We start from the raw sequence: 19,435 nt of genomic DNA on the forward strand, positions 1-19,435 counted from the left end.
CCGTGAAGGGCTGGTCTTCTTCATCGCGGTGTGTTTTTACCCCATTCTCATCTGCAACACCAATATTGGTTTCGGTAATCTGCGGGTTATCATAGAGCAGGTAATCCAGAAACACAGGATCAAACTCGCTGAACTGGAGTGTAAGAAAGCCAACAGGCTCAACGGTTTCTTGCGAAGTACTCATGGTCAACTCAATTCATTTAGATAAATATATTATACAGCCTTTTTATTTTATTTATTAATATATTTATACTTTAATTAGTTAATATAATATTCAATTAATTTATATTTAATGATATAAATAATTTTTGTCTTGTTGAGATAGCTTATGAAAAAATTACTGGGTGTCATCGTATTAGGGTCAATGACCACATTTTGCTTTGCAGAAGCCAATGCTACAAATCCAGCAGACTCCGCAAATGACATAACATTTTCCGATTGTCATGGGAATATATTCACGTTAGCTGAAGGACGACATCCTAAGGATGAAGCAGAGTTCAAATGCCAAGTGAACGGAATTCTTGAAACTAAGGTAGCCTTGCCTGATGGCAGTCAAAAAGCAGTGGTAGATTTAACAGTGGCCGAACGGCATGCGGTAGAAAGCAGTGAATACGCCTCACTTAATGAAGACTACAAGCAGCTGTTTGCGCTAGGTTTTAGCAACACGATCACTAAGCGTTTTGATTCTGGGAATTAATAGAGCTTCGCTCACTTGATCATTTTGAAAATATGGCATTTCAGGGAGATCAGCAAACCTATGATAAAGTTTTTTTTGCGCTAGGCCTTAGGAATCATCTGTCGCATTCTTCTGCCAATTAAAATTCTTTATGATAATGGCCTGTATTGGCAGGCCATATTTGAATCTTGATAGGTCATAATCACTACCTTTAAACCGCCTAGATTTACCTAATCCTAGTATGGGCTAAGTTGCCGACACAAGCCTAAAACACGAGCCACTGTGCTTCAGCACTGTGCTAATAAAGCATCAAGCGAAGCTCGGCACTAGGTAATTATCTGTAAGTGGTTATCAGGTTGAACAATTTTAGTGTATTATCGGAATGTTTGTAGCGTTTAGCAGCCTGCCATATCGATGGTTAATCGCAATCTTTTCTTAGCTGTATCCATGATGCTAAGCGCTGTGATCACGTAGGTGATTAATTGCTAAAGCTGTGGTTAAACGCTACAAACCAAAAAAGAGGTGTTATCTAACACCTCTTTTTTTTGGTTTGTAGTCCTAGCTGGCTTTACGTTTTTGCCAGTGCTCCACCATCACCTGCATCCAGTTATCCATCCTCTCAATGATGTCCTGTCGCTCATCATGTAATGGATAAGGTGAAATGCTGGTTCCCCATTGCCCAGCATCAGCTTCTGATTCATCAATACCGTAAACCAGAAAATCATTAACCTGATTGCCTTGCTTTAGCTTTTCAATAACCCATGTTTCAAAAACTCTGGCAAATAATTCGGTTGGTGTATTCCAGTAGGGTTTACCTTTAAGGGCATCGAGCTCAGCAGCAGATTTTGCAAATTGACTATACTGTGCAATACGGCCAGCCTGTGCTTTGCCGTGGATTAAGCATTGCATCAAGCCATGGTATGCCGGCATCATGTCCCGATCCAAAAAACCGGCCTGCATAATTTCAGTGTCATTCCAGTTGCTCACCCTGATTTTATACCCACCGTGGACATGTAGATAAAACTCTGAGAGAAATAACATTGGCACCTTGTTACGGCTGGCAAGGAATGCATCCAGAGCATGGCCAAATTCATGTGCTAGGGCACCGACGCCTTGTGACTTGCTCAGGTGCATTAACCAGCGTGCCCGTTCAAAATGCGCAGCATGGGTCTTACTGCCACGGCTACCAAAGGCTATTCCCAGCCTGCCCCCCAGTGAAGCAAAGGAAGGGGGCAGGCCACAAAGTTCGGTTAAGTCCATCAGGGCATCATAGGTTGCATCCAGAAACCCCTGACGTTCGGCCTGCGTAACCCAGTTCCCAAATTCAACTCCCCGAAACCGAAATACTTCCATGAAGTGATTAGGGTCAATACTGACGCCTTTACGCCAGTCACGGCCTTTACGCACAGCTGCCTGATCCGATACTGGCCGCACAGGCTGTTTAATCCGTGTTGTATCTTCACCGGATAACGAGCGCTGGGCAAGCTGCTGTTCATATTCCCTCTTGGCCAGTGCCATTGCTTCAGCCCTGTGCCCAAAACCCTGCGGACTAATTAATACGGCCTTTGACTTATCACCACGTACTGCATACCACATCTTGACGGGCTTACCCGTGATTTTGGTATATAAGGTGCCATAACAATCAGTATCCAGTACCTTAGGATGCTGAGGCCACCCAAGTTCTGGCAGGCATTCATACCTGATCCGGTGAACATTGCTTAAGCTAAACGGGTAGTTGATCTTCCGGCCGGAACGCTTGCCAGTTCCATACATTTCAACAGGTTCACCCTGATTGCCTGTCAGCTTCCTGAAATAATCCTTATAGGCAGCAGTTAAATCGTCAAGACTGAGATATCGTTGCTGCTCATACGCTTCGCGTATAAACCGGATACCAGCCTTATAAGCGTCCTGCCACGCCGCAATGCCGACACCCAAAAAAATAACGTCATGCGGTTTTACCGCCAGATTGTCATAAATCGTCATATATAAAATAGCGCTGGCAGGGCTGGCACGGCCTTCCAGTGCATCCTGACGAAAATCAGGCCTTGGCCAGAGTGACTTTTTAGTAATGGCACTGGGGTTTACCCGTGCAACCGGTTTAACTATTTTTTTAATGGCCTCGTCCTTACGGGCTCCGCCAAACTTCTCACCCAAATCCTGAATGGATTTTTTGGATTCCTGCTGAGTCATATCAAATTTCCGCGTTCAGCTGGCCAGTTTTTGCAGGATCATACTGCTGGTAAAATGGGTTAACTTGCCGTGAGCTGAGCGTAGCGTTCCCTGAATACTGACCAATTGGCTGACTGGATCAGTACCAATCCGGATATTCTCAACAGTACCCTTCACACTGGCGTTGGCATTAAAAAACACTTCAAGGTGCTGGCCAATGCCAATAGCCTCATCCCCAATGGGCTTAACCTGTACTTCAGCTTCTTTTAACTTGTCCCATTCAGGCTGGAACCGGCACAACATGAACTGATCCAGCAACATATTGTATTCTGCCGCGGTCAAACGATTGATCCAGACAGGGCGTGGCTGGTGGTTTTGCAGTACCTGCTGTGCAGTAGTAAGCAGCTTGGCTTTACTTGGCCTGCGCGGCCATGGATCACCAAGGCTTACCCAGTATTTTAGATCAGGATGCTGCACACTGTAATAATATAAAACTCGGTCTGACTGTTGTCGGGTTTCTGCAAAATCCAAATGCTGATAGGTAAAACTCTGCTTTGTCATAATAAACCTGTTCTTATTTAATAAAGACTATTATAATACTTTTTTAATTAAATTGGCAATATATAAAATATAAAGGTTAAATAAACAAAAAAGCCGGTATAAATACCAGCTTTTGCAGGAATTTATCCGACCACTATTGGGACTGGGTGATTTCCTCAGGTTTAGTGATTTCACCCACTAGACCGGCTAGCCGTTCAAAATCTCCGTTTTTCTGGTGCTGCTTGGTGAAGGTATTCCAGAAGGTTAGGATTCCATGCGCCTGATCGCGCCAGCCTAATTCCATATCAGTTCTTATTTCACTCTCAACAGCCTGTGTAAGCGCATCATAGCTGTAAATAAACCGTGACAGGGAAGCGTTGCGTTGATTCTCTTCCAATGTATAGGCTTCGGCTTGGGCTAAATCAGTAAAGGCCTTCACTGGATTAAATATGGCTTTACCCCCTTCCTCCAAGAGTACTGGGGGATGGGTCTGCGAGTACACCGGCAGGGTTTTATCGTAATAGCCCACCTCAATAGCCTGCGTTGCTGTATCAACATTCACATGCAGCATGAAAACAGGCAACTTACCAGCCAGTTTAGTCTGGCAGTATTCATACATTTCACAGGCCAGCTGGATTTGTGTATTTTTATATTTTCCGGATTTTTCATCACGATAGAAAAAATTTTCCAGATACGTTTGATCTTCAGGATTTGGCATAAACAAATCCAGATACGTTTGTTCAAATGGGGTAGGGCTATAGCTCATAATCATGCCTATTTCTCAAGGTTTTCAGTTTGACGCAGCGCATTGGCAAATTCATCCACCCGACGAATATGCATGCGCCAGTTAGACATGAGTTGCTTAATTTCCGGATTATTCTCTACAGCATCTTCGCCCACACTGGCCATTTGATCCTGCATATTGCTGACCGCCCGACTGACCACAAATTCCAGTGACTCGGCCAGTGCAGCACGATCACTTGCCCATGATGCACGGTTGGCCTGATCCATTTCAAAGGCAATCTGTACTTTCTGGTTCATGTATCGGCCAGTTTGCAGGTTGCGCGCAAACAAGGTTGCATTATCAACCTGCTCATCCGCATTTGGCCTGAATACAGCTATATATTGCTGCTCAAACGGGGTTAGGGAGTGAGTCATACACCGGCCTCCGCACGCAACAAGTCGTCGATGGTATCACCTTCCTCATTTTGCCATTCGTGCCATTCGCCGTCTTCAAACTCTTCCAGACCACCTGCATTGGAATAGTCCGGCTTAATCCGATTTTCAAACTGAAAAATATCATACTTTGCCAAGGTATCCATGATGAGCCTGCCTTCTTCAACCGTGTTAACGGCCACGTAGAATGGTTCATCCATGGGAAACTGTGGAATCCACCATACTCTTAACGGGTTTTTAAAGTTACCAGCTTGGTTATTAATGGCTGTATTGTTATCAGGCTTGCTGCCGGTCATATCACTATCCTCATGAATGATGGGCTGGAGTGTAACATTGTAGTTATCAAGGTCACACTTGGTAATTTTATACTGACCCAGAAAATGTGCACGATCAAGGGGAGTCGAACCAATAATGCTTTTCCAGTGCTTGGACACCCCATCAATATCCAGCAGGATAGTCATTTCATCCTTGATGACCAGCTGCACATGATCATGCTCAAGATAAATGTTTTCATTGCCAAATGCAGTAACGGTAACCACCAGACCCTCTACCATTTCCTGAATATAGGGATGATAGGAGATATATTGATCCAGATGCACAAAGGAAGTTCCCTTTCGTTTCACCAGTTCCAGAAAATGATGATTACTTAACTTAAAGTAACCCTCTTTTTGCTCAATCAGCTCAAGCCGGTGCAACGCTAATGGCACAAATTCGGTACTGATCCGGTTGGCATACCAAGCATCCCCTTCCTCCCGCTCAAGGGTAAAGGAGGGTGCCACCTGATAGATCATCGCAAACTGGTTATTAATAGCATGCAAATAAGCATCCTTGCAGCTTTGATCCGGATAGGTAACACGAATCTTCGAGCCATGGAATAGGGTTGGGCAACCTTTGCTACCCTCAATCAGATGCTGTACAGGTAACGGCTGGTGTTTCATAATTATGGCCTGACTATTAAACATAGTCTATTATACTACTAATTTAATTATTTTGGCAATATATAATTACACAGTCATTCCATGTTTACAGGCTAACCTGCAAAATCAGTCTGGCCAGATAACCCAGCTTAATGCAGAATTAACCCGCTGAGTTACGTGGCAGGCTGTCAGTAATCAGGTAAGTAAGGGTAGATGTACTGTCTACCATCCATCCCCTTTTAACATGAGGTTTAATAGTGTGTCTAACACGGTAATTCACAGCAACCGAACTGGTAGAGGCTAGCAGGACTGTTGTATGACAAACTGGGCAAACTCATACATGGTTTTACCCCAGTTCCAGTCGATACCACTGGATTTATGGATCACCAGATATTCATGCTTTACAGCTGCTTTTTGTGGCCGTTTTTGCAAGGCTTCATGTACAGGGCTGGATTTATCGCCCTGAGCCATATTCAGCTCATTTACTGTGTGTACCATATCTTGATATATCTGCTCGGGAGACATGTCCCACAATTTATAGTTAAGCGTCCGTGTAGGACGATTAATACTTTCAATATCCACCCTAATGACTTGATCCTCATTTTCAGCTTTGATGTTAAAAAATAGGTGCACTGAAGACCTTAATGCTTCGGTGTGCATATAACTGCGATCCGCCTTAATGAATGGCCTGTACCAAAGACCATTAGCATCAGAACTAAAGAGTTTAAAAACAGCCTCCATGGCGTTCTTTAAAGTTTGCAGTGCCTGATCCTTATCTACGTCTGGGCTGGCCAGTTGCGCCATAGCCATGCCAGCTGGTTGCTTCTGGCTGCAATCCCTGTCCTTGGGGATTTCATTGATCCGTACACCCAGCTCCTGATAAAGACTTAACTGAACGACTGCCTCAGCCAGCGTGTAGTAGCGTATTTCACCATTAAATAGGTTAGGTATACCGAGCTTGACAATCGTATTGAGCCTTTGCTCCGTCCTGAGCATATTTAGCTTGGGGCGCGTCGCAATAAATTGTTGTTTAAGCTGTTGTGCCTTAACTGATAACGCATTTTTTGTAATGATGGTCATGGTGGATAAACCCTGTTTAATATGGCCTATTATACTACTATTTTAATTTATTTGGCAATATATAACTAAAGCCTGTTTTCGATTTTGCCTCATCCCTCATGACCTGTAGTATCCGCTGGTACAGGCTATGGGCTATGGTGCGCCCGTAATGGCAAATTAAAATTACCCTATAAGCCATATTGCAGGCTGGCTAACGACTCAAGGTAAGTGCGTCAGCACTTAACCGCATCGCGTTAAGCGATCATGCTGCCACTTCCCATCCGGCCTTTGAACGCGCTGGAGGGAAAATGCCAAATTCTAGGCATAGCATGTAAAATAATACTCTTTATATTTCTGCTGGCCAGCGTCACCGGCTTGGAACTCCACTGGACGAAGGCCATGCTGTTCAAGTGAAGTCACCCGCACCGAAAATTCGGGTTCATCAATAAAATTGTCCTTGATCGGGGATGAATATCCCGACATGGATTCAATATAACGGGTATCCTTGGCCAATTCTCGGAGAAGCAGGGTAACCCGTCCTTTCTTACCGGTTACCTGATAAAAATTGACATTGGTCTGGTCATAGCCCCATGACTTATAAAATATATCACCCAGCTGATAAGCTGCGTTGGGTGCCGCTGCGTCTGGAACTTGATGTGTCGCTACTGGAACAGTATTGCTAATCATGCGGAAATACTCACTGGTAAAATTTCTGGCAAAGCATTATCGGAATTCTGGTAGCGGGCAATAATGCGCTCTACCTGTACAGGACTTTGCTGGTACTGTGCGCTAAAGTGCTGCATAAAAATACGGCTCATCACCTCATCCGGCATGCAATAATGATGCATAAAATCCGACAATGCCTGACTAACCTGTTTTTCAGCAGAATCCGTACTCAAAATAATATGATTGTTTTTCATATAACTTACAGCCCCCTTTTCGTTACAAAGGCTGACTGGCGAACTGCTAAAGAGTTCAATCGTGTTTAGGCTAAAAACCAGTTCATTGATACCGCCCTTACAGCAGGGCTGGCCATACTCCAGTATGGTTACCTGACCATACTGGGTAGTTAATAGCTCCACCTCAATTTCAAGATGACCAAGCATAGGTAAATCCTCGCCAGTCACCTTGAATTTCTGTTTGAAGCTAAAATAAATATCACCATCAATGCAATCACCAGTATTTTCAAATAATCCCAGCCGCAATAGATCATCATCAATGACGGGACTAAGCTGGTGCCCGATGTGTTGGTACTTTCGGGTCAAAACTTGGCAAAATGTCTCTAAATCAATTTGTGTCATGATTGCAATGCCCATTGTGACCTAGACTGCCACATCGTTTTGAAGCCAGCTATAGTCCACTGAGCTTGACCAGCTACGGCCAATCACTTCACCCAAGCCATGCTGCAAGGCAAGCGATTTCAGCAGGCTGGTGACCGTTGCCTGTTCCTGAGCCATATAGGCCACCAATTGCTCAACGGTGAGTGTCCCATCCTGTGCTGCCTGTACCAGTGCCTCATCATTAATCTCATGGAGGCTGCCTGCACAGTCATAAACCCCAACAGCATCCCCAGCTGCCCAGTATTTGGCATATTCATTAAATACGGTTGCCGGAGCGGCATCTTGATCAATATAAACCTGAAAACCGCTATGGTAGCCAAGCTGGTGTTGCAGCGAGAAAAATACCAATGAGCGATTGATTTCCTTTACCTGTTTTTCCACGGTATCCGACAATTCAGACAGACCCGTGAAATCTTCAAAGTCCTGCTCATCAGCATTGCACGCTTCAATACCGACTACCAATAAGCCATTGGTAAAAAAATTTGGCGATCCCATGGTGACCTTCCAGTGAACTATTTAACATGGCCTATTATACTACTATTTTAATTTATTTGGCAATATATTTGTATTTTATCTTTCTGGCTTTTGCGCTTTTTCCCTTGTTGCTGTGGTATTTTATCTTTTCCCTTGCATGTGCCAGATGGCGTTTTTTGGACATGAAAATGCCCTGTATCAAACAGGGCTTGTAACAGCGTAAAGCGGTTAATCATGAACATGGATATTATCCATGCGCACGCTTCAGGTTTATTTGACAGGCTTTACAATAACGACTGAGACCTGACGGCCTTCACGCAGGACACTCCGCTGGCCATCCTTGATGCCCTTAAAGTCCCGATGCTCCTTTTTCCATTCAGCCATGGTCATTTCAATGCTTTGGGGTTTGGCCGCTGCGGCCTGCCTTGCCCGTTCAGCCTGTTGCCGCTGATGCTCCTGATGGGCAAGCCAGCTTTGTTCATGGCGCTGCCGGATCATCACCTTGTTTTTCAGGCTTTGTTGCAGTACTGAACTAATCCGCTCCTGATATCCTGTCAAGTGGTGCTCTTTTACCACTTCAGCCGCCAGCTGGGCACATCCAGTGCCATCATGTCCTTGGCCAGCCAGATACTCTGCATCTGTCAGTAAACCCTCAAGGTGTGCCTTGATTTCACCCAGCTCGTCATAATCCATTTTATAAATATAGGCAAAGTCATACCATTGGCCATTCACCTTGGCCTGTGCGTTGGCATGCGATATGCCCTCAATACTGCCTTGCTGGTAAATTTTGCCTCGGGCAGGCAACTTTACCAATTCACCACGCCTAAACACGAAATGAACGAATGTGCCTCTGGCCTTATAGTGGTTGACCACCCGCATGACACTAAAGGCATGCCGTGATTGATGTTGTACCTTCCGGATATCATCCCAGACCTTACAGATCAGGTGTAACTGGCATTCTGGTGATTGATGCACAGTTACCATGTCGAGCATTGGTGCATAAACCTGATGGTTTTGGGCAATCACACTGAGCTGTTGCATAATCCCATCCATGTTATGGCATAACAGGGGGATTAGATTGTCAGATTCCATAGGAAAGTGATTGTTGAGTGCGGCCAGCCAGCTTTCATATGAAGCTTCCGGCAAATCAGGTAAAAGGGTAGGTAGGTCTTGAAACAAGTAGTCCATCACATCATGAATTGAAATATTAATGAGTGCGGAGTTGGGTTGCGTGCTTTGGATCGTAGGATTGGCCATAATTCAAAATGCTTTCTGCTTAACATGGCCTATTATATAGCTACATTAATTTAATTGGCAATATATTTTATATTTATTCTTAGTGTGGCCGATGGGATTTCTGCTTATTCCTGTCGTATCTCACCAACTCAGGATACTTATACAGGTTTTACAGACAACAGGGACGGGTGCCAGCCCGTTCCTGTCTAAGCGTTATGCGTCAATAATCCAGAAAAATTGGCCGGATCGCAATTAATTACCCAGCAATGATTCCGGTCTGCTATTGAGTAGGATCAGGCGCTGCGCCTTACGGTATTGGCCTGCAATACCGTCTATACATGCATTGTTCATGGTTTCAGGACTCACGGTATTCCAGTCCATATAAAAATCGGCATTGCGAGCAATTTCGCTGATCAGGAAACGCTGTGTACGGCCATTGCCTTCGCGGAAGGGATGAATGAAGTTTAACTGGCTCAGGAAAATTCCTATAAAGTCGCTAAATTCAGCATGGCTCATGCCTTTACAGTCATTGACTGCATTCAGGCGTAAAAATAACTGCTCAAGACTATCCGCTATCTTTTCATTTTCCATGAAAGTGGTACTGGCTTTGCAGATATCGACCACCCGCAGCTCACCTGCCCACGGATAAACCTCCTTAAAGATCAGGTGATGCAAGGCAATATGGTATTGTTGGGTAAAGCGCGGTTCTGGCGGATTAAGGGACAATTCACGCAGGTTTAAGGCAGAGTAGGTTGATTCAATTTCATTCAGGCTTGCAGTGTCCTGTATCCCATAGAGATTGATCAGGACGCCGTTTTCATACACATATGGGTCATTATCGGTACTATAACCTGTGGCATAGTAATGGTCATCAAGTACTGACATTGAATCCTATATCGGGTTAGCCTACAAATTTAGCGTTTAACACCCTGAAAATAGGTACTACCCATAAAAAGCTGGGTCGCCTTTTGGTGTACAACCGCTTTCGCCTGTTCTGTGGTTAATTGACCACGGTCAACCGCCTCAAGAAGATCAAGGCCTACATCACTCACCTTGATATTATCAACGGCAAGCAGACCTAAAGTCCGCTGAGTAGCAGAAGATAGTTGACGCATAACTAGGATACTCATTGCTTAAATATTAATCAAAATAGCAAAATTGGCTATTTTATGATCTTATACTTCTTACTATAGCATATCCACTTTGTTTTGTGTCCAAGTTTACATGGCATGTCGGTGACTCTACCTAGTACCTGCCGACAGCCAGCTGCTGGGCAGTGAGGGCAGGAATATCCAGCAGGTTGCAACACTGCTGTAAGGCAATCCTTACCGCGCTTCGCCAATAATCGGGAATATCACAGGCTAATCCTGTAAGTAACGCACTTTGCCCGTAATCTGGACTATCAGCGCTTAGTCCGGTGAGTACCGGATTTACCATGACAATCATGGCAACCTGCTTAAACCCCTCAATATCCTTCAGGGATATCAGGTTTTCAAGATACACCCGTAATAGCATGTAGTAACTGAGCTGTGTCTCAAAAGAATAACTGGGATGAATACTGAAAAACCGGAAGATTTCAGCAAATTCAGTAATGCTATCAACAGTTTTATTCTGTTGCAGGCTACGCTTGATCGCACCAGTTGCCGATTTTTTGAAATAATCCAGATCAGCCGGATCAACCAGCCCAAACTGCTGTTCCGGTTCTATTTCAAGGGTGGAAATGTCAAACACATTTTGGCCATCAAGTTGATTACCAGTAATAGACCAAAAACCCGTGACCTGCTGCCGTTTTCTGTTCTCAAGAATAATGAGACCCGAAACATTTACACTGGCTGAATGGGCGGCAGGCCGGATTACATCAACATAACTGACAGCAAACCACTCTGATTGCTGGAAACCACGTATTGGACTGCATTTCATGATTGTCATGGCCTAAACCATTTTGCTTAATATAAACTATTATACTACTATTTTAATTAATTTGGCAATATATATTAATTATTGTTTTTTATTATTAGAGGTTTGCGCATTCTTACCTAATAGCCTGCCGTATTCTATTTGAGCAGGGTATGGGTGATAAAAGGCTGCATTGGTAGGCCTGTTTTCTGTGTCAGCAGGAAATGACCAGGCATCAAGCCTGTTTGGGAAAGGCAGCCTAGGCTGCAAGTGTATTTTCCTGTTTCAAGAAAGCATTAAAAATCCTTCGGGTATCCCGTGTAACTTGTACCTCAAGCAAGAAATGTAGTTGCTGCTTTTGCAGCTCGGTTAGGGTTGACCCATGATTACAATGGATGGCCTTTAATACTGGACTGAGGTAACAGCAGCTGATGTCACAGACTTTTTCAACAATCGCATCCGATACCCGTAAATCCACCAGAAATAGCTCAACCACTTTTAGGCGGTCTATTTGTTGCCACGTTTTATAGTCTAGGGTACGGCCAGCCTGCCATGCCTTACGCGAAGTCTTGGAGCGCTTGGCGTTTATTTCAGTACATTGCTGTTGCAGTTGGACAATCTGCTGCTGGAGGTAGCCAGCAAAGCGGGTTCGGGTGGCTGTATCTGTTAAGGCGCAATGGTTTTTCATGGTAAATTCCTGTTCAATGATTCACTTAGCTGCTCAAGAGATCATGTTGCTTGGCAAAAACAGATACACCGTTTTGCCTGATAAATACTAATTGCTGCTTGAGCTGGTCACGCACGCCCTGACGGCCAGCGATACTATATAAATCGTTCCAGTCAGATGCGTTCTGGTTACGGCTAAAAATCGGGCTTAGCAGATGGCTGTGAATTTCATCTGCAATCACCATGCCCTTGGTCAGGCCGACATTGATCTTAGGCTTGCCCTGATGATCCAGCTCACGCGGTTTGAGATGGTCATTGTCAGAACAGATGTAGATAGTTTTGTGGGGATACAGGGCACGTAGCTCGCGTGCAATCACACACAGGTTTTCAATGTCAAAGCAGACCAGTGTGGTTTGCCCTGTACAGTGATGTAGCGTGGCTCCGGTGGCATAGCCCTCGCACAGCAATATGACCTCAGCCTGTGCAATACCCCCGCCAAGAATGAAAACCGAGCCAGACTTCGGTGCTTCACTGCGAAAGGATTTGATAAAGGTATCTTTTAATTGATAAATAAACTGATAGCTTTGAAACTCACCCATTAGGCTATAAGAGGGTATTACCAGTGCCCCTTTGGGTAAATGCTGAAATTGCTTGGTGAGGTCTTTTTCCAGTTCTTTTTTGATCTTAAGGGGCTGGGTAGCCACAAATACCCCGTAGGCATTGACCTGCTTATGCTTAAGATAAGCATGGGCGCTGGCTGGCTGGCAAACCCGATTGAATTCTACAAAAGATTCCTGAGCTTTGCGTGATAGAAAAATCTGGTGTAATCGTTCATTTTCAGCCGCCTTGGCTTCGCTCTCTTTTTTAAGCTGCTCAATCTGGCTAATGTAGTTTTGACGATCTACCGGATTATTAGAGTTCACTTTAAGCGCATAGTTACGCTTATCCTCGGCTGATGGCTCATATTTCCATTTAAATACCGCCTGATCCGCAATGCCTTTGTCATTACCGGCACAGCCACCAGTTTTATAGTTGCCAATAATACCATTGGGATAGCCGTCGCTATATCCTTTATAAAAACCAGACTTTTGACCAGCTTTGTCCCCCTGAACACGGCACCGGATTTTACGGCCATTCATTTCAACATCATCGACTATCAAACCGGCTTGCAAACAAGCCTTTAGGAACTGGGTTTTAACATCGCTGACATTGAACATGGTGTTCTCTGGACTGACTGCTTAATATGGCTAATTATACCACTATTTTAATTTAATTGGCAATATATTAGATAATTACTGGCATGTTTTTCTATTACATTTTAATGAGTTATAAAATTTAATGCTTGCCTTTAAGGGGTCAAGTGAACCTGATGGATGGACGCAGCAAAGCGAGTACCAGCCCATCATGGTGCAACTTGAATCCTTGGCACCGCAGGTAAATACCAAGCTGGCTTAACAGTGGGCGGCAATAACTTGCCCCCACTGGATGCCTCACTGGCGAAGTGATGCTTTGGCTTTCAAATTATTCATATCCTTTAAAACTGCGCTATTTATACCTTAACCCACATGAACTATAGGGTTTATACAATGGCGTAACGCGGTTAGGGGAGTGCATTAAGCACTCTACCCTTGAGCATCAAGCGAACAGGTGACTGGCTGGGTTGAATTTAAATACGAGATTAGAGCAGCAGCGACTATTCATTTTGAAACGATTAAGTCTGGCCAATTTTTTTCATACATTTAAGCCCAGTGCATTTAAGCAGGATCAGGCCTTTAATTTCACTGTACAGTTCCGACTCCGCTTTATTCATGGCATTTTCCATCAATTTTTCTCCACCTTTCTGGAGCCAGAGCAGGGTTGCAGGATGATCCGTTTGCACAACAACCATAACCCTCCCAAATGCCTGAAACGAGATAACGCGCCGCTGCTTCTGATCGATATAGGTCTGGATTTCAGGTTTTAAATGCCGTGGTAAATAGCTGGAAATTAAAATCTCAAGTACAGGTTTGTCCATATTTTCCATTAAGGTCAGCTGGCCAGTTTTTCGTGGGCAGGTTGAGCGCTCCTGATCGTAACGGGCTGGATACCGGTCAATTCAATGAGGCTTTTACGGGACTGGTGCATGGTATAGCCAGTAATAGTCTCGGCTTCACAAAACTCTGCATATAGTTCAGGCCGAGCTCGAGCGCCGTTAATAAGGTCTTTGACACTGGCAAAGATACAAAATACGCAGGATAGTCTTTCATTGCCGAGCAGATAGGCATAATGGGGAAGCTGGCCAGCTGCATAAATAATGGCAAAAACTTCTTCCTGACTCAGTTGATGGATCGGCAACCATTCATGCCATGTACGGCCAGCAATGCTGTTACGTATATGCAATTGCCACACCTTTTTTTTGGCGCGGTTGGGGCTTTCCTGTGCCCGTAAACCCATGCAGCTCACCACTCGTTTTATACCATGGGCTTTCATGTAACGCCGTACTTCACGGGCTATTGGATCACGCTTGAGGTCACTGGTACATTGCCGCGTTGAATTGCTTGGAAAGCTGGGGACTGTTGGCTTGGTGCGGAAACGGTGGAAGACCATATCAAGAAATGACTTCTTGGCTCTTGCAACAAGAAAATGTACCCCAGCCTCACGCGCCTGCTGTTCTGCCAGCTCCAGTGCACCATCCCATTCAAAGCGCCCAAGCGATGCATGCGCGACCAGAATCTGGCGAGGCGGTATCACCTTCAGCAGCTCAATCATCATGGCTTGAGAATCTTTACCACCACTATGATTGAAGACGAACAATGCACCTTGGTCAATTTCAGCCTTTATTTCTGGTGTAATCAGCATAGGAATATGATAATAGTCATTTTATAATCACAATTATATTTCTTTTTATATTATTTTGGCAATATATTTTTTAATTTAATTATACTTTTATAAAATTTACTTACTTACAGGGCAGTTAATAATGTTTACTCAATTCACTGTTCAAAATTCAAATTCAGCTTTAAAACTAGTGCATCTTGATAAAAGGCCTAAATCTTTAAATTCATTTAAAGCCTCTTTTAGTACATTAAGTCCTTCATCGCATAATCCATGAGCAGGCATTAAAATTTTTAGAAGTTTATAGCTTTTACCTAAATGGCCTTTATAAACACCTTTAGCCTCAATACTAAATTTAATTACATAAACTTCTTGAGCATAATAGAAACTAAAATAATTTATATTCCCTTCACCTTCAGGCTCTCGACCGAGTTTGACTACCCTTAAATAGCTATTTCTCTGTCTATCAATAGTCCATACGCTACCATGCGACATCGGCAGAAATAGGCGTTGATACAACTTATCTAACTCATCAATACCGTATTTTTCACTATCTTCGGGTGTTATATATTCATTAACAAAGGTCATCACATTATTCTCAAAAATCAAAACTGGCTTCAAATTCAGGAGCCTCGGAAAAAGCACCTGCATCTCTAAAAGTAACTAAACCTTCTTTAAGAACCTCAAAGAATTGCTCTTTTTGCAAAGTATTTAAATCATCTAATGGCGGAGTTATCTTTTTTAAATAATATTTCTGCTTCCAAACAGGTGCTTGCCGTCCACCGCCGCCACTTTCAGATTGAAAACGAATCACTCTAACCACACCATTCCAGTAAAAACTAAAATAGCTAATCTGTTCTTCTCCTTCTTCCTTGTATCTTCCCTGTTTTACAAATCTTAGATAACAATCTCTCTCCCGATCAATCGTCCAGCCCCAACCGTTACTCATTGGTAGAAACATTCTATGATAGAGCTTGTTTAATTCATCAATACCATATTTTTCATTATCAGATTTTGATATTTCAGGTTCATTCACAAAAGCCATTTTTATTATTCCTAGAAATCAAAGTTAGCTTCAAAGCTCGTACATTTAGAAAGCTTACCTAAAACTTTATATTCAATTAATGCTTCTTTTAGAATGGGATAAAGATGACTAATATCACCCGTTTTATCTGGAAAAATCTTCAGGATTTTATATTTTCTAGAAGCATGTGTTCTAAGATTGCCAGCTTCTTCAATATGAAATTTAAATGTATAGGTATCATTATTTATATAAAAGCTGAAATACCAAATATTCCCTTCATCCTCACATTCTCGACCGAGCTTGACTAGCCTTAAATAACTGTTTCTTTCCCTATCAATTGTAATGCAATCACTCTTAGACATAGGTAAAAACATGCGTTGATAGATTTTATCCAACGCATCCAGATCATATTTCTCACGATCTTCGGGTGTTATATATTCATTCACAAAGGCCATTTTTTCTCCAGTAATTAAAAGGGCGTAACTTTCAGTATGGCCAAGCTCTGTCTAACCGGCTTTAGCATCACTCACGGCCTGCTTGGCCATTTCCAGATTCTTAAAGAATGGCAGTATTTTTTTGGCAGATAGATTATCTGGAATAGCAGCTATAAATATTGGAGGTAAGGGCATTGTGATGCTTAGGCACCGCTCTAATTGCTGGATTTCCCATGGCTCCGCTTCACTGGTAAAATCCATGTGAATAATTTCATGCTCCAGCCAGTCCCTGCAAATGTGATCCTGCAAGCGATAACCTTGCTTCACAATTACGCCCTCGGCGGGAATCGGCTTTTCAGTCCAGCCCACTAATGCGGCAATCGGGATGGGGCAAAATTCAATGACATCATCCAGTTGATCCTTATGATCATTTGACCACCAAGTCTCATCCAATTCCCTATAGCTGGCTACCGCAAAAGAATGACTTAAACCCCAGCGCCGTACCAGATATATTCCTTCGACTGCTGGCTGTTCGGCCGGACAAGCGTGTAGAGGCAGGTAAAACGCCGTTGAATTCCATTCCTCCTGAAGCCGCTCTAACATTACCTTTTGGGGTGTCTGGGTAAAGGACAGTAAAGCCCGACTGTGCAACTGGGCATTTTCACGGCTTAGATGTACCAACCCCCGTTCCAGTAACTCAAGCTCTCGCTCAAGACCTCGCCACTGTGACGCACTATAGCCAATCTCGTTAGTAAGGCAGGGATACCAGTAATTCTGGCCAATTACCATTTGTGTGGCCGGAGCAGGGACTTTAAAGTGGTTGATTTCAACAGTAAGCATAGTGACTAAGCCTTTTTAATATTGCAGAACAACTTAAGCAAAAAAGCCCTCTTTATAGATGGCGTGCTATGGGACTTATGCAGGCTGCCCGACCCTGCTATTAATGGTAGTGAAATTATCAACTATTACTTTAGTGACAAACTTTTTAATGCCGCCAGCACCTTCCCAACTTTCAGTCTTTAGGTGACCCTCGACATACAGGGAATCTCCCTTACGCACATGCTCAGCTACCACCTCTGCCTGCCGGCCATTAAACACCAGATTATGCCAGTCTGTACGGGTCTGGATTTCACCTTTAGTGTCTTTCCACTGATCAGTGCCGGCCAGCCCAATACTGACTTGCTTACCCCCGTTACCGAACGACCTGATCTCAGGATTCGCACCAACATTCCCAGTCAGGATGATGCGATTTACACAACCCATCGCCTTGTCCAGTAAGGTAAATTCATTGGCAATGAGCTCATGGATGGTTTGCTTATTTCCATTATTGTCCCACTGGCGCTGTTGTATCTTGCCTTGGATCAACACACTGGCACCCTTTTTGAGGTGCTTGGCAGCGACTTTTGCATACTCACCAAAGAAAATGATACGGTGCCATTCAGTAGTTTCCTGCCGTTCACCCGTGGTTTTATCTGTCCAGCGTCGGCTGGTTGCAAGCGCAATATTGAGTATTCCATTTTGTGAAAGTTCAACGGGATTCCCGATATGTCCCACAACTGTGACCTGATTGATATTACGCATGAGATAAACCTGTTCGGCTAGAAGATGAATTCATAACAATGTGTTGTGAATCAAAAGATATATTAGCATTTATGATTAAACTGGCAATATATTTATATAATAGCTTATATAAAAATTTATTATTTTGGTAGAAATTAAATTTTATTGGGATTAATGGCTAAGTGATTTTTAGTTGCTATTTATTTTCCTCATTACCTGTTACCGCTGACTGGTAGCATTAATGAGTTTGGTGACCGGATTATTGCCTCACACAGCAGGGACAGGGATAGGCGCGTCAAGCTGCCTATAATCCGTGAGCATCAAGCGAATCGGCCAAGTTTTGGATGCGGGATACAGACCTATGGCACAACGGTTTTTTTCTAGAACTTAACCTTTAAAAATCCTTGTTAATTAAAAAGCCTCCATTAACTGGAGGCTAAAGGAAATTGCCTAAACCTGCTGGATCAGTAGCCAGATGTAGGTTTTACCACTGGCTTAATCCAATGCCGGACTGTTTGCTGAAACTGGTGATACACATCACATCCGATTCCTACGCTGTGTGCAGGCTCATGGGCATTGATGTGATAAGCCATAAACTGGTCACCATTGCGGTGATTGATCATGTCGATATAGGTTCCAGCCTGCCGGATAAACAGCTTGATTTCCTGCTGGTTAAAATTAAAGGTTTTGCATATCTGTTTTTCTGCCAGACTACCATCAAAGCCCTCAACCCAGCCGTCTGCTTGGAATCGCGTGGTAATCAGGTCAAACACATCACTGGCTGTATGATTATTCATGATGATTCTCCAAGTCTAATGGCTAGCTTGCATGTAGGCATGGGCATACAGGCCAATTAACACAACGGCTTCATAGGTCAAATGACGTGCGATTCTTAGGCAGGAAGCATAGGCATGATGGCTATCCAGAACGCCTACCAGTGACAGGTAATCATCCAGTTCCAAACCCTGAAAATTTGCTTCTGCGATAACCCGCGCCAGAATGTCATCTGAAAATTCATCATAAAAATTGTTCAGGTCAGCATGGAATGCAAAACCCTTGCAATTGAAATCATGCCTTGTATTTTCAATCCGTTCAGGGCATATATTAAAAATATCGCCCCCTGACTGGATTATCATGCCCTGTACCAGATTCTGGAATTGTGCAGGTACTGTGGCAAGGAATGCCTGCTGGAAATTTTGCTGCTGTGATGACAGCAGGTCAGCATATTTTTTCATGATATTCTCCGGCACTGCCGACTATTTAACATGGCCTATTATACTACTAATTTAATTAATTTGGCAATATATTATAATTTATTAGTTATTGGTCTTTCCGATATTTAACCATCCTTGTCGCTTATAGCCTGCGGTATTGATTCGAAGATTACATGGGCGATGCGGTACTAACCCGCTGCTTCAAGCAGAGGGTGTTTCTAGCGTCAAGCGCTCCTAAGG

Annotated in this window: 27 protein-coding genes; 1 reads left to right on the plus strand and 26 read right to left on the minus strand. The window is 43.6% G+C overall.

Translation table 11 applies throughout. The features are described 5' to 3' along the window. A partial coding sequence (locus BKE30_RS13480; protein ID WP_143253745.1) for a hypothetical protein occupies positions 1-184 on the minus strand: 184 nt, incomplete at its 3' end. 144 nt (positions 185-328) lie between these two features. Here BKE30_RS13480 and BKE30_RS13485 point away from each other — a divergent pair. Beyond that, positions 329-697 (plus strand): hypothetical protein, encoded by a 369-nt coding sequence (locus BKE30_RS13485; protein WP_076879102.1) that lies wholly within the window; start codon positions 329-331, stop codon positions 695-697. Between the two features lie 537 nt (positions 698-1,234). Here BKE30_RS13485 and BKE30_RS13490 read toward each other — a convergent pair. The 25 genes from BKE30_RS13490 to BKE30_RS13605 all read right to left on the minus strand — a co-directional run bounded on the left by BKE30_RS13490 (position 1,235) and on the right by BKE30_RS13605 (position 19,216). Beyond that, positions 1,235-2,866: an LPD1 domain-containing protein gene (locus BKE30_RS13490; RefSeq protein ID WP_083698586.1), complete on the minus strand. Its 1,632-nt coding sequence runs from the start codon at positions 2,864-2,866 to the stop codon at positions 1,235-1,237. Between the two features lie 15 nt (positions 2,867-2,881). Further along, positions 2,882-3,406 (minus strand): hypothetical protein, encoded by a 525-nt coding sequence (locus BKE30_RS13495; RefSeq protein WP_076879103.1) that lies wholly within the window; start codon positions 3,404-3,406, stop codon positions 2,882-2,884. Positions 3,407-3,539: 133 nt separating this feature from the next. After that, positions 3,540-4,151 carry a hypothetical protein gene (locus tag BKE30_RS13500; protein WP_143253747.1) on the minus strand — a complete coding sequence of 204 codons (612 nt, stop codon included), beginning with the start codon at positions 4,149-4,151 and terminating at the stop codon, positions 3,540-3,542. Between the two features lie 8 nt (positions 4,152-4,159). Next, a complete protein-coding gene (locus tag BKE30_RS13505; protein WP_076879105.1) occupies positions 4,160-4,543 on the minus strand; it encodes a hypothetical protein in 384 nt (127 codons plus the stop codon). Further along, the gene (locus BKE30_RS16220; RefSeq protein WP_143253748.1) at positions 4,540-5,499 is read right to left on the minus strand and encodes a hypothetical protein; all 960 of its coding nucleotides are present in this window, start codon (positions 5,497-5,499) and stop codon (positions 4,540-4,542) included. Before BKE30_RS16220 ends, BKE30_RS13505 begins: the two co-directional genes overlap by 4 nt. Before the next feature lie 279 nt (positions 5,500-5,778). Further along, positions 5,779-6,558 (minus strand): hypothetical protein, encoded by a 780-nt coding sequence (locus BKE30_RS13515; RefSeq protein WP_076879106.1) that lies wholly within the window; start codon positions 6,556-6,558, stop codon positions 5,779-5,781. A gap of 297 nt (positions 6,559-6,855) precedes the next feature. Then, a complete protein-coding gene (locus BKE30_RS13520) occupies positions 6,856-7,224 on the minus strand; it encodes a hypothetical protein (RefSeq protein WP_083698587.1) in 369 nt (122 codons plus the stop codon). Next, entirely contained in the window at positions 7,221-7,838 is a 618-nt protein-coding gene (locus BKE30_RS13525; RefSeq protein WP_143253749.1) for a hypothetical protein, read from the minus strand. The genes BKE30_RS13520 and BKE30_RS13525 overlap by 4 nt, the downstream gene beginning before the upstream one ends. A 21-nt stretch (positions 7,839-7,859) precedes the next feature. Beyond that, a complete protein-coding gene (locus BKE30_RS13530; protein WP_076879108.1) occupies positions 7,860-8,372 on the minus strand; it encodes a hypothetical protein in 513 nt (170 codons plus the stop codon). Between the two features lie 47 nt (positions 8,373-8,419). Further along, on the minus strand, positions 8,420-8,593 hold the full coding sequence (locus BKE30_RS16075; RefSeq protein WP_158073194.1) for a hypothetical protein: 174 nt from the start codon (positions 8,591-8,593) through the stop codon (positions 8,420-8,422). 28 nt (positions 8,594-8,621) lie between these two features. Further along, complete coding sequence (locus tag BKE30_RS13535) at positions 8,622-9,608, minus strand: hypothetical protein (RefSeq protein ID WP_076879109.1); 987 nt, start codon at positions 9,606-9,608, stop codon at positions 8,622-8,624. A 231-nt stretch (positions 9,609-9,839) separates the two neighbouring features. Next, positions 9,840-10,472: a Fic/DOC family protein gene (locus BKE30_RS13540; protein WP_076879110.1), complete on the minus strand. Its 633-nt coding sequence runs from the start codon at positions 10,470-10,472 to the stop codon at positions 9,840-9,842. A 29-nt stretch (positions 10,473-10,501) separates the two neighbouring features. After that, a complete protein-coding gene (locus tag BKE30_RS13545; RefSeq protein ID WP_143253750.1) occupies positions 10,502-10,702 on the minus strand; it encodes an antitoxin VbhA family protein in 201 nt (66 codons plus the stop codon). 130 nt (positions 10,703-10,832) lie between these two features. Next, positions 10,833-11,507 (minus strand): hypothetical protein, encoded by a 675-nt coding sequence (locus tag BKE30_RS13550; RefSeq protein ID WP_076879112.1) that lies wholly within the window; start codon positions 11,505-11,507, stop codon positions 10,833-10,835. 235 nt (positions 11,508-11,742) lie between these two features. Further along, a complete protein-coding gene (locus tag BKE30_RS13555) occupies positions 11,743-12,171 on the minus strand; it encodes a BAR domain-containing protein (RefSeq protein WP_076879113.1) in 429 nt (142 codons plus the stop codon). Between the two features lie 25 nt (positions 12,172-12,196). Beyond that, positions 12,197-13,366, minus strand: coding sequence for a toprim domain-containing protein (locus BKE30_RS13560; RefSeq protein WP_076879114.1), 1,170 nt, complete (start codon positions 13,364-13,366; stop codon positions 12,197-12,199). 494 nt (positions 13,367-13,860) lie between these two features. Beyond that, complete coding sequence (locus tag BKE30_RS13565) at positions 13,861-14,163, minus strand: hypothetical protein (RefSeq protein ID WP_143253751.1); 303 nt, start codon at positions 14,161-14,163, stop codon at positions 13,861-13,863. Between the two features lie 14 nt (positions 14,164-14,177). Continuing rightward, positions 14,178-14,984, minus strand: coding sequence for a phosphoadenosine phosphosulfate reductase domain-containing protein (locus BKE30_RS13570; protein ID WP_406564688.1), 807 nt, complete (start codon positions 14,982-14,984; stop codon positions 14,178-14,180). Between the two features lie 144 nt (positions 14,985-15,128). Beyond that, complete coding sequence (locus BKE30_RS13575; RefSeq protein WP_143253752.1) at positions 15,129-15,554, minus strand: hypothetical protein; 426 nt, start codon at positions 15,552-15,554, stop codon at positions 15,129-15,131. A gap of 7 nt (positions 15,555-15,561) precedes the next feature. Then, positions 15,562-16,008 (minus strand): hypothetical protein, encoded by a 447-nt coding sequence (locus BKE30_RS13580; RefSeq protein ID WP_076879118.1) that lies wholly within the window; start codon positions 16,006-16,008, stop codon positions 15,562-15,564. 11 nt (positions 16,009-16,019) lie between these two features. Then, complete coding sequence (locus tag BKE30_RS13585; protein ID WP_076879119.1) at positions 16,020-16,442, minus strand: hypothetical protein; 423 nt, start codon at positions 16,440-16,442, stop codon at positions 16,020-16,022. Positions 16,443-16,493: 51 nt separating this feature from the next. Next, on the minus strand, positions 16,494-17,261 hold the full coding sequence (locus BKE30_RS13590; protein WP_076879120.1) for a hypothetical protein: 768 nt from the start codon (positions 17,259-17,261) through the stop codon (positions 16,494-16,496). A 75-nt stretch (positions 17,262-17,336) separates the two neighbouring features. Further along, a complete protein-coding gene (gene ssb, locus BKE30_RS13595) occupies positions 17,337-18,002 on the minus strand; it encodes a single-stranded DNA-binding protein (RefSeq protein WP_076879121.1) in 666 nt (221 codons plus the stop codon). A gap of 443 nt (positions 18,003-18,445) precedes the next feature. Beyond that, the gene (locus BKE30_RS13600) at positions 18,446-18,778 is read right to left on the minus strand and encodes a hypothetical protein (RefSeq protein WP_076879122.1); all 333 of its coding nucleotides are present in this window, start codon (positions 18,776-18,778) and stop codon (positions 18,446-18,448) included. Between the two features lie 15 nt (positions 18,779-18,793). Next, positions 18,794-19,216 (minus strand): hypothetical protein, encoded by a 423-nt coding sequence (locus BKE30_RS13605; protein WP_076879123.1) that lies wholly within the window; start codon positions 19,214-19,216, stop codon positions 18,794-18,796. Positions 19,217-19,435 lie beyond the last annotated feature (219 nt).

Source organism: Alkanindiges hydrocarboniclasticus (genome assembly GCF_001982605.1).
Taxonomy (GTDB): Bacteria; Pseudomonadota; Gammaproteobacteria; order Pseudomonadales; family Moraxellaceae; genus Alkanindiges; species Alkanindiges hydrocarboniclasticus.

Bases quoted from the DNA above. Each gene is read 5' to 3' on its own strand.
- BKE30_RS13485 (WP_076879102.1), top strand. From the start codon at position 329: ATGAAAAAATTACTGGGTGTCATCGTATTAGGGTCAATGACCACATTT.
- BKE30_RS13490 (WP_083698586.1), bottom strand. From the start codon at position 2,866: ATGACTCAGCAGGAATCCAAAAAATCCATTCAGGATTTGGGTGAGAAG.
- BKE30_RS13495 (WP_076879103.1), bottom strand. From the start codon at position 3,406: ATGACAAAGCAGAGTTTTACCTATCAGCATTTGGATTTTGCAGAAACC.
- BKE30_RS13500 (WP_143253747.1), bottom strand. From the start codon at position 4,151: ATGAGCTATAGCCCTACCCCATTTGAACAAACGTATCTGGATTTGTTT.
- BKE30_RS13505 (WP_076879105.1), bottom strand. From the start codon at position 4,543: ATGACTCACTCCCTAACCCCGTTTGAGCAGCAATATATAGCTGTATTC.
- BKE30_RS16220 (WP_143253748.1), bottom strand. From the start codon at position 5,499: ATGAAACACCAGCCGTTACCTGTACAGCATCTGATTGAGGGTAGCAAA.
- BKE30_RS13515 (WP_076879106.1), bottom strand. From the start codon at position 6,558: ATGACCATCATTACAAAAAATGCGTTATCAGTTAAGGCACAACAGCTT.
- BKE30_RS13520 (WP_083698587.1), bottom strand. From the start codon at position 7,224: ATGATTAGCAATACTGTTCCAGTAGCGACACATCAAGTTCCAGACGCA.
- BKE30_RS13525 (WP_143253749.1), bottom strand. From the start codon at position 7,838: ATGACACAAATTGATTTAGAGACATTTTGCCAAGTTTTGACCCGAAAG.
- BKE30_RS13530 (WP_076879108.1), bottom strand. From the start codon at position 8,372: ATGGGATCGCCAAATTTTTTTACCAATGGCTTATTGGTAGTCGGTATT.
- BKE30_RS16075 (WP_158073194.1), bottom strand. From the start codon at position 8,593: ATGTTCATGATTAACCGCTTTACGCTGTTACAAGCCCTGTTTGATACA.
- BKE30_RS13535 (WP_076879109.1), bottom strand. From the start codon at position 9,608: ATGGCCAATCCTACGATCCAAAGCACGCAACCCAACTCCGCACTCATT.
- BKE30_RS13540 (WP_076879110.1), bottom strand. From the start codon at position 10,472: ATGTCAGTACTTGATGACCATTACTATGCCACAGGTTATAGTACCGAT.
- BKE30_RS13545 (WP_143253750.1), bottom strand. From the start codon at position 10,702: ATGCGTCAACTATCTTCTGCTACTCAGCGGACTTTAGGTCTGCTTGCC.
- BKE30_RS13550 (WP_076879112.1), bottom strand. From the start codon at position 11,507: ATGAAATGCAGTCCAATACGTGGTTTCCAGCAATCAGAGTGGTTTGCT.
- BKE30_RS13555 (WP_076879113.1), bottom strand. From the start codon at position 12,171: ATGAAAAACCATTGCGCCTTAACAGATACAGCCACCCGAACCCGCTTT.
- BKE30_RS13560 (WP_076879114.1), bottom strand. From the start codon at position 13,366: ATGTTCAATGTCAGCGATGTTAAAACCCAGTTCCTAAAGGCTTGTTTG.
- BKE30_RS13565 (WP_143253751.1), bottom strand. From the start codon at position 14,163: ATGGACAAACCTGTACTTGAGATTTTAATTTCCAGCTATTTACCACGG.
- BKE30_RS13580 (WP_076879118.1), bottom strand. From the start codon at position 16,008: ATGGCTTTTGTGAATGAACCTGAAATATCAAAATCTGATAATGAAAAA.
- BKE30_RS13585 (WP_076879119.1), bottom strand. From the start codon at position 16,442: ATGGCCTTTGTGAATGAATATATAACACCCGAAGATCGTGAGAAATAT.
- BKE30_RS13590 (WP_076879120.1), bottom strand. From the start codon at position 17,261: ATGCTTACTGTTGAAATCAACCACTTTAAAGTCCCTGCTCCGGCCACA.
- ssb (WP_076879121.1), bottom strand. From the start codon at position 18,002: ATGCGTAATATCAATCAGGTCACAGTTGTGGGACATATCGGGAATCCC.
- BKE30_RS13600 (WP_076879122.1), bottom strand. From the start codon at position 18,778: ATGAATAATCATACAGCCAGTGATGTGTTTGACCTGATTACCACGCGA.
- BKE30_RS13605 (WP_076879123.1), bottom strand. From the start codon at position 19,216: ATGAAAAAATATGCTGACCTGCTGTCATCACAGCAGCAAAATTTCCAG.